Consider the following 15,682-nt stretch of genomic DNA (forward strand, 5'->3'; position numbering starts at 1 on the left):
CGACCCGGAATGAACGCGGTGCGCTGAACCGTTGTCGTAGCGGGTCCGTCGCACCGATTAGCGGCGGTTTCTCGATAGTCACTCGAAGCAAAGAAGGCCGTTTATGAGCACCGTTACCGCATATGCCGCACCATCGCCGACCGAACCGCTCACCAAAAACACGATCACCCGCCGCGAGGTGGGGCCGCACGACGTGGCGTTCGACATCCATTTCTCGGGCATCTGTCACTCCGACATCCACACCGTTCGCGACGAGTGGGGCCGGGCGACCTATCCGCTGGTGCCCGGGCATGAGATCGCGGGCGTCGTCACCCAGGTCGGTGCCGAGGTAACCAAGTTCAGAGTGGGCGACCGCGTCGGCGTCGGCTGTTTCGTCGACTCCTGCCGCGAATGCGCGCAGTGCCGCGCCGGCGAGGAACAGTACTGCGCGAAGGGCATGATCGGCACCTACAACGCTGTCGGTCGCGACGGTGAGCCGACGCAGGGCGGTTACAGCGGCGCGATCGTGGTGGACGAGAACTATGTGCTACGCATCCCCGACGGCCTGCGGCTGGACGCTGCCGCGCCGCTGCTGTGCGCGGGCATCACGCTGTATTCGCCTCTGCGACATTGGAATGCGGGTCCAGGCACCCGGGTGGCGATCGTCGGGCTCGGCGGGCTGGGACATATGGGCGTCAAGCTTGCGCACGCGATGGGCGCGCACGTGACGGTGCTGAGCCAGTCGCTGAAGAAGATGGAGGACGGGCTGCGTCTCGGCGCCGACGAGTACTACGCCACCTCCGATCCCGAGACCTTCACCAAACTCCGCGGATCGTTCGACCTGATCCTGAACACGGTGTCGGCCAACCTCGATCTGGCCGGCTATCTCGGATTGCTCAAACTCGACGGCACGTTGGTGGAATTAGGGATGCCGGAGAACCCGATGTCGGTACCCGCCGGCGCGCTGATCTTCGGTCGACGCCGCATCGCCGGTTCGTTGATCGGTGGTATCGCCGAAACGCAGGAGATGCTCGATTTCTGCGCCCAGCACGGGGTGCTGCCGGAAATCGAGGTCATCAAGCCGGACTACATCAACGAGGCGTACGAGCGGGTATTGGCCAGCGATGTGCGGTACCGCTTCGTGATCGACACCGAGTCACTGCGGGCTTGATTCGCCCAGCCCTGCGGGCTTTTCGCTGAAACTGCCGGCTTGATTCACCGAAACTGCAGCGAGATCGCGATTTCCGCGAAAGTTGTGATCTCTCTGCAGTTTCGACCGGCAGTCGCGCGTCAGAACCCGCGGATTTCTGCCGCGTTGATGAAGAAGCCGTGGCCCGTGCTGTCGTAGGTGATGCGTGTGCGTAGATCCTCCGGCTGGACAGTCCAGCCGTTGACCTGATACGTCTGCCCGTCCACCGACACAGGTGGGGCCGCTGGGTCGGCGATAAGGCCTCTATCCCAGTAGAACTCGCCGGTCCCCCGCACGACGGCGAGGTTCAGCCGCTCGTTCCACTTGGACGTCTCGTAAGGCGCCATACCCCACGGCTGGCCGTTCGTCAGCGCGCATACCGTCACCGGTCCGCCGCCGAACGTCACTTCATCCGCGCTCAGCAGGCACCGCACCGCGCCGGAGTCGAGTAGCACCTGCTGCCCGGCATCAGCTGCCGCCGGGGGTGCGAAGATCACCGCACCCAAGATGGACGCACCTAAAGCCGTCAATGCCCGCCGGATCATGCCTGTCTCCACGTCACCCGCCTCACCTTCAGCCGGAAATGCTCTCACGGTGGTGATCATGACAGGCCGGTTTCCCGCGATCTGAAGCTCTCAGTGTCTGCCAACCGCAGCGCTTACCCGCCGGCGGCACGGTGCGCGGCCCGTTCCTGTGCCCGCTCGTCCGCAGCTTCCTGCTCCTCTGCCTTCACAACAATCGCGTCAGGACCAGGAACCACCGTCGCCAGATGGCCGGTGGCCACCCAGCGCACGACGTACGGCGGCGAGCCGTCGGCCGAGTGCACCTCCGTAATAAGCCCCCGCTGTTCCGAACGCTCTGTTGTCCTGCCCTTGATCACCAACCAATCGCCTACGTTTGCCTTCATCACCAACTCCTCTTGCGCTCCAGTTCCATTTTGCGCGCCTCCGAGGCATAGACAATCTCGCCTTGTCATCTCGGGACACGGTGCGGGAGCCGTCACATGGCAACTATGCGCGGCGCAACAGCGGGTTCAGAAGTCCCCGACGCCGATGACACCGCCGGTTCAGTGTCGCGAATGTCCAACCGGCTCGCGTCGGCCGGCGACGCGGCGGGTGCCGCGATGGCGACTGACACTCGTCCTTTGACTGAGGTCTCCTGGCGCGTCGTCAGCCGACGCTGCCGGGTGTACCGATCGGAACCTGTACACCTACCCAGTTGCACGGCGTCCAGGTCCGCCACGCGACCAGCGCGCATTGCTGCTGAGGACTGAGTGAGGGCGCACACGGCGGCATCCCTGGCGCCCCACATACGGCAGGGTCAGCCGACGGGGCACCCATACCCACGTAACCGCCGACACTGATCGAGGCCGCGACGGCCCCGATCATCAGCAATCGTCCCAACATGTCAAGCCCTGCCTTCTGTCGTTCATGTCAAGGGCTGCTGTACATGTCGCTGGAGCCGCCCTGAGGGCTGTTGCTGCAATGGCAACGCGGCCACGACTCGAATTCGAATCGTTTGGTGTGCCCCACTTTTGATCTTGAAGGTGAGGCGGTCCGCCCCAGCCGGGGTCCGCCCACAACACCAAGTCTGCGCGCGAGACCGTGGAATGGAATCAGGTGTTTCCCTACATTTTGGGGCTCGCCCCAGCTAACCCGACAAGACTGCTGCATCCCTATCCTCGGGTACTAGCGTCCGTCCACGGGGCGGAGTGCTGACCACGCGGGATGCCACCGGTCGCAGCTACATCGTCGGCGACGACAACGACAACAACAGCGCCACCGCCACCGCCACAAATAGCGGCGAACGCAGCTAGTTCAGCGATGACTTGGAAGCCGTGGCGACGGCGTTGGATGCGGCGCGCTCACGGCACAGTGTGGACAAGATGTGGGCACGCCGCCGGCGAAGCACCGGCGAAGCAGGACGTTTAGAAGTTCCAGTCCTCGTCTTCGGTGACGACGGCCTCGCCGATCACATACGAAGAACCCGAACCGGAGAAGAAGTCGTGGTTCTAAGCAGCTACCTCGTCAGGGGATTAGGAGGGCAGCGACCTGCCAAAACACATCACAGTTGTTCGCGGCAGTTATCTGTAACTGTGGGCAAAGTGTGGGTGCGCCGTGGGCACTCCGAACTGACTACGGTTCCCGTACAACTTCGTTCGGCGAGAATGCACATATGTGGGTTTCACCGGCGAAGAACACGCCGATGGTGAGCCCGTCGCCTTGGTCGTCGACATACTCATGGAAGGTGCCGACCTTGCCGTCATACTCGTCGCCTGCTGCCCTCACTCTCAGTTTCTCGCCGACGACAAATGTGCTCGCTCCATTCGCATCAGCGGGCACCGCTCGCTGCGACGCCGTTTTCGGAGCCGACAGCGCCTTCGTTGGGTTCGGCGTCATCAGAGCCTTCTTCGGCGGCGGTGTCGACGCTTTGGACTGTGATTCATTGCGTCGGAAGAGGTAAATGCCTACGACTTCACCCGTCACCACCACATGTTGGCCGGATGCGAGGAACTTGTCTCGACTGTTCTGTCCAGTCTGGATGTAGACCCAGTCAGCGTGTTCCAGTCGCCACCCGGCCTCCTCGATCTGTCCAAGCAGGTCCGTGCGCGTAAGTTGCCGGCGGATTTTCCCCGCGGTAGCGGAGTTGAATGCGGCGTTCGTGAAGCCAGTCACTGAGGAGTGCGGAATTTCAACCTGGAAGAACTCGTCACCGCGCTTGAATGCGGTGGTAGCTAGGCCTTGTGGCGACGCCCAGAAAGCTTGCTCGGCCCTTTTGGCGGCCGCGGCTGCCTTGCGAGCCGCGTCGGCCGCGCGCTCCTCTTCCGTCTTCTCTTTGAAGAAAGCCATTGTCAGGACCCCTCGGTCATGCCGGTGGCGCAGTCATTGTTTCTCCGCATTTCCCACACGTAAACCGCTGCGCCGTCGCGCGAATCGCTTGCTCCGCGTCGCATATGGAGCACCGCACAAATCGCTTTTGCACAGTCGGCGCTGGCGCCGCCTCTCGTTTGCCGCGAGGTAGTTTCACCGTCGCCCCACAGTTGTCGCAGGAAGTGAGTGTGACGTTGAAGGCTTCTTGCTGCACATGGCTGCAGTTGTGGCAGCGGACTTCGCGTTCGGCGGCTTGTGGATCCGGCGGTGGCGGCTTGGGTTCTAGTTTCGGGATGGCGTCGCCGAAGCGGTATCCGCAATGCTTGCAGACGCGGGCGTCATAGAGCACTCTCTCCGCGCAGTCGGGACATTTCTTTTTCGCGGGCGAGTCCTCTTCGGCCCAACGACGCACCAACTCTTCATCGTCGCCGCCTAGGTCCGACCCAAATCCTGCGAGTGTGAGCGCACCGGCAGCGGCTGCCACCACTCCCGCACCGGCGACATATATAGCGATTCCTAGGGGCGCGACGACGCCGGGTTGGGTGATGTCGGCAGCACCGTCTGGACCGACCGGGTAAAGGGTTCGCGTGTTTTCGTCGCTGCCGGTGTAAATCAGGATTGCCCCGGCGATGGTGCATCCCACTAAGCACCATATCCACTGATACGAGCGTCCTTGGCTCGCACCGACTCCGCTTGCCGCTATCCCGATAGCGAAGAGGAGAAGGATCCAACCGCCGTGCTGGATGAGGGAGTTGTTCTGCACCATCGAGAACACGCCCGTACGTTCGGTTAGCGGAAGAAATACGGAGATGGCTAGCGCGGCGGCACCCACGACGACGAGGCCTAACCCGAGAGCATTTCCAGAATGTGTCTTGCTCACGGCTAATACGGTACGGCCGACCTGCTGGAAAGCGTGGCGGCACTCCCGGATTGTCGGTGCCCGCCGATACGGCCGGCAGCATGAGCAATTCCGCAGGCTGGGCCTCCTCAGCGGGAAACACATTTCGGCAAGCAGCACGAGAATCGACCAACCCCGCAACGGTGCTCCTCGCCGAAGGTTTGACCCACCTCACCGAGGCACTTCGCGAGCTCGATCAGAAGCTCTAACTCATCGATACACGTCTGCGCTCAATAAACGACGTTGCCTAGACTGGCGGTTCTGTATGACCGCCATGATTAGGCCGATGCTGGCCACCCTCGGTAAGCCGCCCACCCAGTTCGACAGCTGGGCGCTCGAGGCGAAATACGACGGGCAGCGCGGCATGGCCGTCGTCGATGGCGGCACGGTGAAGCTATGGAGCCGCAGCGGCGCCGCCTTCACACGAACCTTCGCGGAGATCGCCACGGCACTTTCCACCGGCAACCGCCGCCTGGTTCTCGACGGAGAAATCGTCGCCCTGGACGAAATTGGCGTCCCGTCGTTCAGCCGTTTACAACGACGCTGGCCCCAGAACCGCCGCCCAACCCCCGACCTACTACGCCAGGTCCCGGTCCGCTTCTATGTGTTCGACGTCCTTGAACTCGACGGCCGCGACCTCACCCGTAAGCCGTACACGATGCGACGCCGCGAACTCGAGGATCTGGCCGATCACTATGGGTGCGTCGTTCGAGTGCCTGCGAACTGGACAGAGCCGGACCCGGCATCGGTCCTCGAATCCTCGGCCGAACTCGGACTCGAAGGCATCGTCTGCAAACACCTCGACAGCACCTATACGCTCGGAGTGCGATCTAGGGACTGGATTAAGACGTGCCATCGCCACAGGAGTTCCTTCGTGATCGGCGGATGGCTGCCCGGAACGGGCGTGAATCGCAACACCTTGGGTGCGGTTCTCGTCGGCGCCTACACGCCCGCGGGCCAGCTGAGATTCTGCGGCGTGGTGTCCGCCGGTCTCACCGAAGCGGCCCGCCGGCGACTTACAGAAGCGGTAAAGCCGTTGCAACGCAGCGCATGTCCTTTCCGCGATGTGCCCGCAGACTTCGCCCCGTACGCCGTCTGGGTTCATCCGCAGCTAGTCGGCGACGTCGAGTTCCGCGAATTCCGGGGATCTCTTCGGCACCCTTCATTGAAGGGGCTCAGAGTAGACATGGGAGACCTCGAGGCGGTTGCCATCCCTACCTAAAGGTTCGAGTACCGCGGAACGGCACGTCCTACCCTGTTTTCGGCCCTTCCTCACCCCCTCTCCAGGAGCGGGCCGGATTCACATTCCAGCCTGCTGGGTTCTTCCGCCTCTCTGACCTTTTTCTGCGATCTCCTGCAGCCGAGCGAGAACATCAATCGTCTTGTTGATCTTCTTGTCGAGCTCCTGAATGCTTGTCACCGAGCTCGTCCGCAGGTCAGCAAGTTCTCGCCGAATTTCCGCGAAACCTTTGGCGAGACTGGGCCCGCCGCCCTGTGGGAACACTTCGTCCCAAAGGCGCTGTACGCGATCCTTCAATTCGGCGAGTTCTTTGTCGCGCGCATCAGGGTCCATGCAACCGCCTCCTAGTCAAACCGCACCAGAGCACTAATCGAGAAGAAGTAACTTATGCCGACCGCGATAAACGTCCAGAGCGTCGACTTGTCCAGGCGGTCGCGCTTTTCTTTCGCGGCATCCAGGCGTTCCATGGACTTTATGTCTCGGTCGTACAACCGGGGATTGATCCAAAGGTCGAACGCAGTCTTCGCGAGAACTGCGAGTAGGCCGATGACATTTCCGATCAACGCCGGCATATCAGTGATCAAAGTAATCCCACCCCCCGTAGCCACATTTTGCGCTGTTCGAGCCGCCTCGCAGGGGGATTCAGCAGAATCTTGAAGATGAATCCGCCGAACGATCCGGAAGCCAGCGCCGGGCACCGCTTCGCAGGCCGTACTGGAGATATCTGGGGTGAGGGGGCGAACTCGCCACCAGAGCGCGTGATGCTGCGATCCGGTCTAACCGAGGACCGTCTTGCGCACCGACTCGGAATTCCACGCGCCGAGCTTTCCGATCTCTCGTATCAGTTGTGGCGGAAAACATTTAGCGAAGAGCGCGACCTCCGAGCCGGACCCGACGCCAATCAGCAGAAGAAGGGCCGCATCTCGCGGGAGATGCGCGCGGACTCGAAACGAGAAAGCACGCGCCGATGGCGACGATTAGCAAGTACCAAACCGCCGCTGGTACAACCCTTTACCGTGTTCGATATCGCACCCCAGACCACCGACAAACTGACAAGCGCGGCTTCGACGTCTACGCGGACTTGTTCAGCGACGACTTGGAGTCAGTGGCGACCGCGTTGCATGCCGCTCGTTCACGCGAAAGTGTGGGCAAGATGTGGGCACGCCGCCGGCAAAGCACCGGCGAAGCGGGACGTTTAGAAGTCCCAGTCTTCGTCTTCGGTGACGACGGCCTTGCCGATCACGTAGCTCGAGCCTGAGCCCGAGAAGAAGTCGTGGTTCTCGTCGGCGTTCGGCGCCAGCGCGGACAGGATCGCCGGGTTGACGTCGGTCTCGTCGCGCGGGAACAGCGCCTCGTAGCCCAGGTTCATCAACGCCTTGTTCGCGTTGTAGCGCAGGAACTTCTTGACGTCCTCGGTCAGCCCGACACTGTCGTAGAGGTCCTGGGTGTATTCGACCTCGTTGTCGTAGAGCTCGAACAGCAGCTCATAGGTGTAGTCCTTGAGCTCCTGTTGCCTGGCGGCATCTTCCATGGCCAGGCCGCGCTGGTACTTGTAGCCGATGTAGTAGCCGTGCACGGCCTCGTCGCGGATGATCAGCCGGATCATGTCGGCGGTGTTGGTCAGCTTGGCCCGGCTGCTCCAGTACATCGGCAGGTAGAAGCCGGAGTAGAACAGGAAGCTCTCCAGCAGCGTCGAGGCCACCTTGCGCTTCAGCGGCTCGTCGCCCTTGTAGTACCGCATGACGATCTCGGCCTTGCGCTGAAGATTCGGGTTCTCCTCCGACCAGCGGAACGCATCGTCGATCTCGGCGGTCGAACACAGCGTGGAGAAGATGTTGCTGTAGCTACGTGCGTGCACCGACTCCATGAACGCGATGTTGGTGTAGACCGCTTCCTCGTGCGGGGTCAGCGCGTCGGGAATCAGGCTCACCGCGCCGACCGTGCCCTGGATGGTGTCGAGCAGCGTCAGGCCCGTGAACACCCGCATCGTCAGCTGCTTCTCGTTGTCGTTGAGCGTGTTCCACGACGGGATGTCGTTGGACACCGGAACCTTCTCCGGCAACCAGAAGTTGCCCGTCAACCGGTCCCACACCTCGGCGTCCTTCTCGTCCTGGAGACGGTTCCAGTTGATCGCCGAAACGCGGTCAATCAGCTTCATGCCATCACTCACGACAACCCCGTTTCACCTGGTCTTTAAATGGTCCACAGTGGCCCTGAACGGTTCCCTAGCCCGCTTACGACACTACCCCTAGGGTCCGACATCTCGGGGCAACCCAATATGTTGATTTTCACCGTGTCGTCGGACAGCGTCGGCGAATTCTGCACCAGGGTCGCGGTTCCCGCGCCCGATAACGACCCCTATGCAGAAATGGGCGCCGGAGCAGGCCGCCGAGCCACGCGATTTTCGCCGAAGAACCGGTATTCCGACGGGTCGAACTTGCGGGTGGCCAACCAGTACTGCCACGTCATGCCGCTCCACAACGTCCGGTTCACGCCGTGCTCGTCGAGGTACCAGCTCTGGCAACCTCCGGTGCTCCACACCGTGCCGGCCAGCTCGCCCTGCAACTCCTCGTTGTAGCGATCCTGCGCCTGCCGCGTCGGCGCCAGCGCCTGCACGCCCTTCTCGTCGACCGCCGCGATCGCTTGCGCGGCGTAGCGGATCTGCGACTCGATCATGAACACCACGGAGTTGTGGCCGAGCGCGGTGTTCGGGCCGAGCAGGAAGAACAGGTTCGGCATTTCGGCCACGGTGATGCCGCGCAGGGCCGCGATGCCTTCACGGTTCCACCGGTCCACCAGGTCCTCTCCGCGGGGGCCCTTGATGTGGACATAGGTGTAGGAGTCGGTGACGTGAAAGCCCGTCGCGAACACGACGACGTCGACCTCGCGTTCGGCGCCGTCGGCGGTGACGATTCCGGTCGGCGTGAACCGCGAGATGCCGTCGGTGATGACTTCGGTCTTCGGGTTGGCGACCCCGACGTAGTAAGTGTCGGAGTTCAGGATCCGCTTGCAGCCGGCGCGGTAGTTCGGGGTGAGCTTGCGGCGCAGTTCCTTGTCCTTGACCGACCGGCGGATGTTCCACTTGCCCAGCAGGTCGCCGATTTTCAGCAACCGGGGCTGCTTGGTCATCGCGAAACCGACCGCCTCGTGGAGCCAGTAGATGCCCGCGCGAACCAGCGCCCGGGTGCCCGGCACGGTGGCGAAGAGGTTGCGCATCCACTCCGGGATCGGGTTGTTGGGCCTCGGCATCACCCACGCGGGTGTGCGCTGATACAGGTGCAGCTCGGCGACGTCCTTGACGATCTCGGGGACGATCTGGATCGCGCTGGCGCCGGTGCCGATCACCGCGACGCGCTTGCCGGTGATATCGACGCTGTGGTCCCACTCCGCGGAATGGAAAGCGGCGCCGGTGAATTCGTCGAGCCCGGCGAAGTCCGGCACCAACGGAATGTGCAAACCGCCCGCACCGGAGATCACGAACTGCGCGACGAACTCGCGGCCGTCCTTGGTGAAGACGTGCCAGCGGTTCTCGTCGTCGTCCCAGTGCGCGCGGTCGACGTGTGAACCGAAGCGGATGTAGCGGCGCAGGCCGTACTTGTCGGTGACACCCTTGAGGTAGTCGAAGATCTCCGGCTGGAAAGACCACATGTGTTTCCAGTCCGGCTTCGGTTCGAAGGAGAACGAGTACATGTGCGACGGGATGTCGCAGGCACACCCCGGATAGGTGTTGTCGCGCCACGTGCCGCCGATCTCGTCGGCCTTCTCCAGCATCAGGAAGTCGACGTTCTGGCGCTGCAACGCGATGGCCATACCGAGGCCGGAGAAGCCGGTGCCGATGATCAGCGCGCGGGTGTGCGCAAGGTGTCGGGCGGTGGTGTCATCGGCCGTCTGCTCGGCAACCGTCATGGTGGGTCTCCTCTAATCCCCGAGTGCCGCGTGGGCCCACCGTTGTGGGCCGATCCTGGGAACGCCGGTACCGGGTACTTACGCATAGTGTCCGGGGCGGGGCGAGACGTGTCAACGCGCCGTCAGGCGACTGGCTGCTGCTTGCCGACCGCGGTGTGAATCGGCTGGTCGGGGTCGATCTTGATGCCCAACAGCTCGGCCGTGCCGTTGATGGCGCCCACCATGATCGTCGTCATGTGCGCGACGAACTGGTCGGCGGGCATCCGGCGGGGCCGCTCATCGTCGGCGCCCAACCACCAGTCCGTGGCTGAAGCCGCGGTGCCGAAGATTGCGAACGCGGCCAGCTCGAAGGCGGCGGGTTCGGGCGCCAGGTCCTTCAGTTCCGCGCTGATCATGTCGGCGATCGCCAGGGTGATCTCGCTGCCCTTGTTGACGGTCGTCATCGCTGCCGCCGACTGGTCGGCGAACCGGCCCTGGAGAAGGAACCGCACGACGTTGGGGTGCTGGTCGACGAGGTCGACGTAGTGCGCGACGCCGCGACCGACGATTTGGCGGGCCGAGTCGTTCTCCACGTCGATCGACGGAATGATGGCCGCCCACAGCATGTCCCGCATCCGCTGGCCGATCTCGGCGAACATGTCGGACTTGTCGGTGAAGTGCCGGTAGATCTTGGGTTTGGCGGTGCCGGCCTCTTCGGCGATCTCCCGCACGCTGACGTTGGGGCCGAGGCGGTCGATGGCACGGAAGGCGGCGTCGACGATCTCGGCGCGCACCTTCTTGCGGTGCTCGCGCCAGCGTTCGCTGCGGGCGTCCACCTTGACACCCGGCTCACCACTCGAGCGTGGCCTGGACCCTCGTCGCACCCGGCCACTCTACCGCTCAAGCGCCGCTGACCTGCTCAGACCATGCCATCCCGTGTTTCGCGGGGCGCTGGCCAGGCAACTCTGTGCGACGACGGAGGCGGTCTCGGCGCAGGTAGGATCGCTGCGACAGCCGATCGACGAGATGAGTTCCATGACGCAGCGATACGACCTGGTCATCGCGGGTGGCGGCCCTTCGGGCTCGGCCGCCGCGTGGCAGGCCGCGCAGACCGGCGCCAAGGTGGTGGTCCTGGACAAGGCCGAATTCCCCCGGGCCAAGCCTTGCGGCGATGGGCTTACCGCCCGCGCCGTGAGCTATCTGCAGAAGATGGGGCTGGCCGACGAGGTCGCCACCTACCACCGGGTGAACCGTGTGACGGTCTTCAGCCCGAGCGAATGGGAGCTGTCGTTCCCCAAGCGCCCCGGCATGCCCGACCACGGCCACACCGTCAGCCGCGAGCACCTCGACACGGTGCTGCTCAAGCACGCCGAGTCTGCGGGCGCCGAGGTGCGCCAGGGCGCGGAGGTGACGGGGCCGATTCTGGAGAACGGCCGGGTGGTCGGCGTGACGCTCAAGAGTGGCGAGAAGGTCCACGGCGACGCGGTGATCGCGGCCGATGGCGCCTACTCTCCGATCAAACGGGCGCTGAAGATCGACTCGGAATACAACGGCTACTCGGCGATCGCGATCCGCTCGGAGATGCCCGCCAACCGTCCCGACTCCGACAGCCTCGACATCTACCTGAAGCTCGTTTTCGAAGGCGACCAGCTGCCGGGCTACGGCTGGGTGTTCCCGATGGGCAACGGCGTGTTCAACATCGGGCTGGGCTACGTCAACAGCTACAAGAACTGGCAGTCGATCAACGCGACGCAGTTCCTCGGCGAATTCCTGCGCACGCTGCCGCCCGAGTGGGAACTGCCGCCGATCGAAGAGCTCAAGAAGAACAAGAGCGTGCGGGCGTGGCGGCTGCCGATGGGCTTCACCGCATGGCCGCCGTGGCGTCCGGGTGTGCTGTTCACCGGCGACTCGCTGGGGGCGGGTAAGCCGGCGTCGGGTGCAGGCATTTCGAAGGCGCTGGAGTCCGGCCTGGCCGCGGGTGAATGCGCGATCGCGGCACTGCAGAACGGCGGGCCCGACGACTTCACGAACTACGCGCAGCGGATGGAGGCGGCCTGGGGCCGGGAATACCGGCGCGGCCGCTACTTCCACAAGCTGCTCGGGTATCCGCGCTTCGCCAATGCCGGCATCAAGCTCATCGACAACGCCGCGTTCCGCGACCGGATGCTCAAGGCGCTGTACAAGAAGGCGCAGGGCCCGCAACACACCGTCAGGTGAGGCCGAACGGCCAGTTGTCTCGGGGTACTCGGCGCGGCTCGGCTATTTGGTGACGACCGTCAGCACGACCGCCGAGTCCTCGAGGGCCGAAAGGCTGTGCCGTTCCGCGGGGATCGCGATGTGATCGCCCGCGATGCCGTCGACAGCGCCGCTCACGGCGCTGAGCCGGACCCGGCCACGCAACACCAACAGCGTTGCCTCGCCCGGACTTTCGTGCTCATCGAGCCCGCGCCCCGCGGCCAACGCGAGCAAGGTCTGCCGTAGCGCGTGCCCGCGGCCGCCGTACACGGTGTGAGCGGAACGGCCGGAGGAAGCGGCCTTCGCGGACGCGAGCTGTTCCTCCGCCAACGTCGACAACGACTGGACTGTCTGACTGGTCACCGGTTTTCCCTTCTCGCCCAGGCGTTCACCGCCCGGGACGCAACACCAAGCCGATCTCGCAGGAGCCGCCGCGCGCATCGGGCACCACCGACACCTGGTACCGCGCACCGATCACGTCGGCATTCAAATCGATCACTTCCTGGATGAGCCCCTGCTGCATGCCGCGGACCACCTCGGGCGCCGACGCGGCGACCTGGGCCAGCGGGCAAGTGCAGATCTGTACCGTCATCTCGCCGAACGAGGTCAGCACCGAACGCACCTGAAAACCGAGCTCGTTGAGGGTCAACACGACGAGGTCGCCGACCGAGGCTTCGTCGCGCGGCCGCGCCAGATGCACGCGGTGCGCGAGGTCCGCACCGATGCGTAGGGCGCGCTGCTCGCGTTCCTCGACGGTCCCGCCCAGGTGGGCGGCGAACAGCGACACGATCTCCGCATAGTCCAGCCGGGGTGCGACCTCGTAAGTCAGCCTCGGCCTGCCCGCCCCCCGGTTGCGCACACCGCCGCTGCGCCGGACGAAGCCCTGGCCCTCGAGGGTGCTCAGGTGAAAGCGGGCCGTGGTGACGTGTATCTGCAAGGCGTCCGCGACGTGCTGGACGTCGACCGGTCCGGTCGCGGAACGCAACAGGTTCAGGACGCGCTGGCGCTGTTGGCCTGCCGCCCGGTCGGGCGGCGCATCGATGTCGTGGCGGGGCGCTGACATTCTCTGAGTCTGTCACGATGCCGGTACGACGCCGACGACCGCGACCGCGGTCAAGGCGTGCCGGTACCGATGGAACGTCTTGCGCATCCCGATGACACGTTTGCGGGCCGCGCGGCGCCGCATCAGGTTGCCCACGATGCGCAGCGCTCCGCCCAGACCTTCGTCGGCCAGCACCCGCGCCGGGTTGAGCAGCGCCATCGGCGCGTGGTCGACGGTGACCACCTCGAAGCCGGCATCGGTCAGCAGCGCAGACCATTCCGCCGTCGTCAACGGACGGGCGTTGACCTTGATCGCGCGCGCCATGTCGCGGCGGATCTCGTCTTTGGTGTCCTGCGGGAGGGTGTCCGGCTTCAGGCCCAGTTCGTGGATCGCGTACCGACCGCCTGGCCGCAGCACCCGGAACGCTTCGGCGGCGATCGCCCGTTTGTCGCGGTCGCCCTGCATGGTCAGCATCGCCTCGCCGATCACGACATCGGCGCTGTCCGAGGGCAACCCGGACTCGGCGGCGTTGGCCACCACCACTTGGCCGTCGACGGGCGCGACGATCGTGCGTACGGCCTCCGTCGCAGCGGCGGTGTCGTCGACCCCGACGTAGGAGCGCGGCCGCAGTGCGACGATATCGCTGGCGGTGCGGCCCAACCCGGGCCCGAGTTCGACGACGTCGGCGCCCTGCACACCCGCCGCCGCGAGCAGGCGGGTGGTCAGCTCCAGACCACCGGGGCGCAGTACCCGCTTCCCCAGCCTGGCGAGCAGCCAGTGTCCGGGCAGATCGGCATCGGACCGCTGGGCAAGTGGAAGGTTCTCTCTTCCAGTCATTTTCGTTGTCTCCTTCCGACAAACGAGAGCGCGAAGATCGCGGTGAATATCACACAGGAATAGGCCAACGCGGCGTTCTGACCCCACGGCGGCATCAGCACGATGTCCTGCCCGGTGGCGAACACGGCGTTGAGCACGGGCATGAACCGCTGCAGCGACGCTCCGCTCGGCAGATACCCCGCCGCCGTCTCGATGACGTACGCCCAGAGCAGGATCGCCCCGACGGCGCCCACCCGAGACCGAACGATCGCCCCGAGACCGACGCCGGCGCCCGCGGCGAAGAACGCATACACCGGCACCGTCCACAACAGTCGGCGTGCGGTCGGGTCGGTGAGCGACACCTCGCCGTACACCAGCCCGGAGATCATCGGCAGGACGAGCAGAACGACTGCAGTCGTCGCGGCAGCCAGGGCTGCGCTCAGCGTGCCGTAGAACAGCCACTTCCCCACCAGATCCGACCACCGGTACGGCAGCGCGAGACGGATGTGATCGCGTGTGCGATAGAGGGATTCGGATGACTGTCCATCGGCTGCCGCCGCGGCGGCGACGATCACGGTCACTGTGATCACCCAGTAGGCCGCGTTGGAGGTGGAGACCTGCAAGATCGACACCTGGCCCGGGATGCGGGCGAACATCTCGGCGACGGCGGCGATCACAAACGTGATCACCATGGGCACACCGACAGCCACCGGCACGAACACCGTCCATAGTCGGCTCCGCCCGCCGGTCCGGACGACTTCGGCGCGCACGCTCCTGCGAATCAGGTCCGTGGGCATCACGGGTGCGCCTCTTCGAGGGCAGGACTGTGCGAGAGCAGCGCTTGTTCGAGCCACAGCCGCGGATCGTGGGCGGCGGGCACCAACTCGTCGAGCGTTCCCTCTACTGCGACACGACCGCGGTTCAGGATCAGCAACCGGTCTGCCGTCAATACCACCTCACTCAACAGGTGGGTGGCCAGGACGACGGTCCTTCCGTCCGCGGCCAGCCGACGCAACAGGGTGCGCAGCCACACGATGCCCGGCACGTCGAGGCCGTTGAGCGGTTCGTCGAAGATCACCGCCGCCGGATCCGACAGCAGAGCCGCGGCGATCGCGAGTCGCTGCCGAAAACCCAGCGACAGCTTGACGATTCGCTCGTCGCGGTGGGCGTACAGGCCGGCCTCGCTCATCACCGCATCGACGCGTTCGGAGCCGATGCCGCCGAGCGCCGCCAACCACGCGAGGTGTCGTCCCACCGTGTGCCTGGGATCCATCGCCTCGGGACCGAGATGCGCGCTGAGCAGTCGGGCCGGCTGAGCCTCGTCGCGCGGATTGCGTCCGCACACCGTCACGGTGCCGCGGTCCGGGCGGTCCAGGCCCGCAATGAGGCGCAACAGCGTGGTCTTACCCGCGCCGTTCAGCCCGAGCAGCGCCGTCACCGTCGCCGAAGGAAAGCTCGCCGTGACGTCGGAAACGGCTCGGCACGAACCGAATCGCTTGTCGAGATCGGAGACTTCGATCATCGGTTG

At 64.6% G+C, this 15,682-nt stretch carries 17 protein-coding genes and 2 pseudogenes; 4 read left to right on the top strand and 15 right to left on the bottom strand.

Annotated features, from left to right (window positions below; translation table 11 throughout):
• Nucleotides 1-103: 103 nt before the first annotated feature.
• Entirely contained in the window at nt 104-1,150 is a 1,047-nt protein-coding gene (locus G6N18_RS08525; RefSeq protein WP_083001926.1) for an NAD(P)-dependent alcohol dehydrogenase, read from the top strand.
• Nucleotides 1,151-1,269: 119 nt separating this feature from the next.
• Here the strand turns inward: G6N18_RS08525 and G6N18_RS08530 are convergent, their stop codons facing one another.
• From G6N18_RS08530 to G6N18_RS08550, 5 genes and pseudogenes are all read right to left on the bottom strand, one after another.
• Nucleotides 1,270-1,761, bottom strand: a complete 492-nt coding sequence (locus tag G6N18_RS08530; protein WP_234806156.1) for a hypothetical protein — start codon at nt 1,759-1,761, stop codon at nt 1,270-1,272.
• Between the two features lie 65 nt (nt 1,762-1,826).
• Nucleotides 1,827-2,075, bottom strand: coding sequence for a DUF1918 domain-containing protein (locus G6N18_RS08535; protein ID WP_067214227.1), 249 nt, complete (start codon nt 2,073-2,075; stop codon nt 1,827-1,829).
• 1,020 nt (nt 2,076-3,095) lie between these two features.
• Nucleotides 3,096-3,179 (bottom strand): annotated as a pseudogene (locus G6N18_RS24365) (hypothetical protein); the annotation flags it as partial.
• Nucleotides 3,180-3,303: 124 nt separating this feature from the next.
• Nucleotides 3,304-4,017 (bottom strand): hypothetical protein, encoded by a 714-nt coding sequence (locus G6N18_RS08545; protein ID WP_083001928.1) that lies wholly within the window; start codon nt 4,015-4,017, stop codon nt 3,304-3,306.
• Nucleotides 4,018-4,033: 16 nt separating this feature from the next.
• Nucleotides 4,034-4,918: a zinc ribbon domain-containing protein gene (locus G6N18_RS08550; protein WP_163689834.1), complete on the bottom strand. Its 885-nt coding sequence runs from the start codon at nt 4,916-4,918 to the stop codon at nt 4,034-4,036.
• Nucleotides 4,919-5,222: 304 nt separating this feature from the next.
• Between G6N18_RS08550 and ligD the strand changes: the two genes are divergently transcribed.
• Nucleotides 5,223-6,158 carry a non-homologous end-joining DNA ligase gene (ligD, locus tag G6N18_RS08555; protein WP_163689837.1) on the top strand — a complete coding sequence of 312 codons (936 nt, stop codon included), beginning with the start codon at nt 5,223-5,225 and terminating at the stop codon, nt 6,156-6,158.
• Between the two features lie 78 nt (nt 6,159-6,236).
• On the opposite strand, the gene G6N18_RS08560 is transcribed toward ligD, so the two are convergent.
• Both G6N18_RS08560 and G6N18_RS08565 read right to left on the bottom strand, forming a co-directional pair.
• On the bottom strand, nt 6,237-6,509 hold the full coding sequence (locus tag G6N18_RS08560; RefSeq protein WP_067214225.1) for a hypothetical protein: 273 nt from the start codon (nt 6,507-6,509) through the stop codon (nt 6,237-6,239).
• Nucleotides 6,510-6,520: 11 nt separating this feature from the next.
• Nucleotides 6,521-6,748, bottom strand: coding sequence for a hypothetical protein (locus G6N18_RS08565; RefSeq protein ID WP_067214224.1), 228 nt, complete (start codon nt 6,746-6,748; stop codon nt 6,521-6,523).
• A 395-nt stretch (nt 6,749-7,143) separates the two neighbouring features.
• Here G6N18_RS08565 and G6N18_RS24885 point away from each other — a divergent pair.
• Nucleotides 7,144-7,257: pseudogene (locus G6N18_RS24885) on the top strand (site-specific integrase); the annotation flags it as partial.
• Between the two features lie 114 nt (nt 7,258-7,371).
• On the opposite strand, the gene nrdF reads toward G6N18_RS24885, so the two are convergent.
• From nrdF to G6N18_RS08580, 3 genes are all read right to left on the bottom strand, one after another.
• Complete coding sequence (gene nrdF / locus G6N18_RS08570) at nt 7,372-8,334, bottom strand: class 1b ribonucleoside-diphosphate reductase subunit beta (protein WP_067214223.1); 963 nt, start codon at nt 8,332-8,334, stop codon at nt 7,372-7,374.
• 200 nt (nt 8,335-8,534) lie between these two features.
• Entirely contained in the window at nt 8,535-10,082 is a 1,548-nt protein-coding gene (locus G6N18_RS08575) for a flavin-containing monooxygenase (protein WP_083001933.1), read from the bottom strand.
• A 122-nt stretch (nt 10,083-10,204) separates the two neighbouring features.
• Nucleotides 10,205-10,945: a TetR/AcrR family transcriptional regulator gene (locus G6N18_RS08580; RefSeq protein WP_067214221.1), complete on the bottom strand. Its 741-nt coding sequence runs from the start codon at nt 10,943-10,945 to the stop codon at nt 10,205-10,207.
• A 151-nt stretch (nt 10,946-11,096) separates the two neighbouring features.
• Between G6N18_RS08580 and G6N18_RS08585 the strand changes: the two genes are divergently transcribed.
• On the top strand, nt 11,097-12,278 hold the full coding sequence (locus G6N18_RS08585; RefSeq protein WP_067214241.1) for an NAD(P)/FAD-dependent oxidoreductase: 1,182 nt from the start codon (nt 11,097-11,099) through the stop codon (nt 12,276-12,278).
• A 42-nt stretch (nt 12,279-12,320) separates the two neighbouring features.
• On the opposite strand, the gene G6N18_RS08590 is transcribed toward G6N18_RS08585, so the two are convergent.
• From G6N18_RS08590 to G6N18_RS08610, 5 genes are read right to left on the bottom strand one after another with little or no spacing between them, the layout of a single operon-like run.
• Complete coding sequence (locus G6N18_RS08590) at nt 12,321-12,659, bottom strand: cupin domain-containing protein (RefSeq protein WP_083001935.1); 339 nt, start codon at nt 12,657-12,659, stop codon at nt 12,321-12,323.
• Nucleotides 12,660-12,684: 25 nt separating this feature from the next.
• Nucleotides 12,685-13,359, bottom strand: coding sequence for a helix-turn-helix transcriptional regulator (locus G6N18_RS08595; RefSeq protein WP_083001937.1), 675 nt, complete (start codon nt 13,357-13,359; stop codon nt 12,685-12,687).
• Between the two features lie 12 nt (nt 13,360-13,371).
• Nucleotides 13,372-14,175 carry a class I SAM-dependent methyltransferase gene (locus G6N18_RS08600; protein ID WP_083001938.1) on the bottom strand — a complete coding sequence of 268 codons (804 nt, stop codon included), beginning with the start codon at nt 14,173-14,175 and terminating at the stop codon, nt 13,372-13,374.
• The gene (locus G6N18_RS08605; protein ID WP_083001940.1) at nt 14,172-14,951 is read right to left on the bottom strand and encodes an ABC transporter permease; all 780 of its coding nucleotides are present in this window, start codon (nt 14,949-14,951) and stop codon (nt 14,172-14,174) included. Before G6N18_RS08605 ends, G6N18_RS08600 begins: the two co-directional genes overlap by 4 nt.
• Entirely contained in the window at nt 14,951-15,676 is a 726-nt protein-coding gene (locus G6N18_RS08610; RefSeq protein ID WP_083001942.1) for an ABC transporter ATP-binding protein, read from the bottom strand. Before G6N18_RS08610 ends, G6N18_RS08605 begins: the two co-directional genes overlap by 1 nt.
• Nucleotides 15,677-15,682: the final 6 nt, after the last annotated feature.

The organism is Mycolicibacterium celeriflavum (assembly GCF_010731795.1).
Classification (GTDB): Bacteria; Actinomycetota; Actinomycetes; order Mycobacteriales; family Mycobacteriaceae; genus Mycobacterium; species Mycobacterium celeriflavum.

Bases quoted from the DNA above. Each gene is read 5' to 3' on its own strand.
- G6N18_RS08575 (WP_083001933.1), bottom strand. From the start codon at position 10,082: ATGACGGTTGCCGAGCAGACGGCCGATGACACCACCGCCCGACACCTT.
- G6N18_RS08535 (WP_067214227.1), bottom strand. From the start codon at position 2,075: ATGAAGGCAAACGTAGGCGATTGGTTGGTGATCAAGGGCAGGACAACA.
- G6N18_RS08545 (WP_083001928.1), bottom strand. From the start codon at position 4,017: ATGGCTTTCTTCAAAGAGAAGACGGAAGAGGAGCGCGCGGCCGACGCG.
- G6N18_RS08565 (WP_067214224.1), bottom strand. From the start codon at position 6,748: ATGCCGGCGTTGATCGGAAATGTCATCGGCCTACTCGCAGTTCTCGCG.
- G6N18_RS08600 (WP_083001938.1), bottom strand. From the start codon at position 14,175: ATGACTGGAAGAGAGAACCTTCCACTTGCCCAGCGGTCCGATGCCGAT.
- ligD (WP_163689837.1), top strand. From the start codon at position 5,223: ATGCTGGCCACCCTCGGTAAGCCGCCCACCCAGTTCGACAGCTGGGCG.
- nrdF (WP_067214223.1), bottom strand. From the start codon at position 8,334: ATGAAGCTGATTGACCGCGTTTCGGCGATCAACTGGAACCGTCTCCAG.
- G6N18_RS08525 (WP_083001926.1), top strand. From the start codon at position 104: ATGAGCACCGTTACCGCATATGCCGCACCATCGCCGACCGAACCGCTC.
- G6N18_RS08595 (WP_083001937.1), bottom strand. From the start codon at position 13,359: ATGTCAGCGCCCCGCCACGACATCGATGCGCCGCCCGACCGGGCGGCA.
- G6N18_RS08610 (WP_083001942.1), bottom strand. From the start codon at position 15,676: ATGATCGAAGTCTCCGATCTCGACAAGCGATTCGGTTCGTGCCGAGCC.
- G6N18_RS08605 (WP_083001940.1), bottom strand. From the start codon at position 14,951: ATGCCCACGGACCTGATTCGCAGGAGCGTGCGCGCCGAAGTCGTCCGG.
- G6N18_RS08585 (WP_067214241.1), top strand. From the start codon at position 11,097: ATGACGCAGCGATACGACCTGGTCATCGCGGGTGGCGGCCCTTCGGGC.
- G6N18_RS08560 (WP_067214225.1), bottom strand. From the start codon at position 6,509: ATGGACCCTGATGCGCGCGACAAAGAACTCGCCGAATTGAAGGATCGC.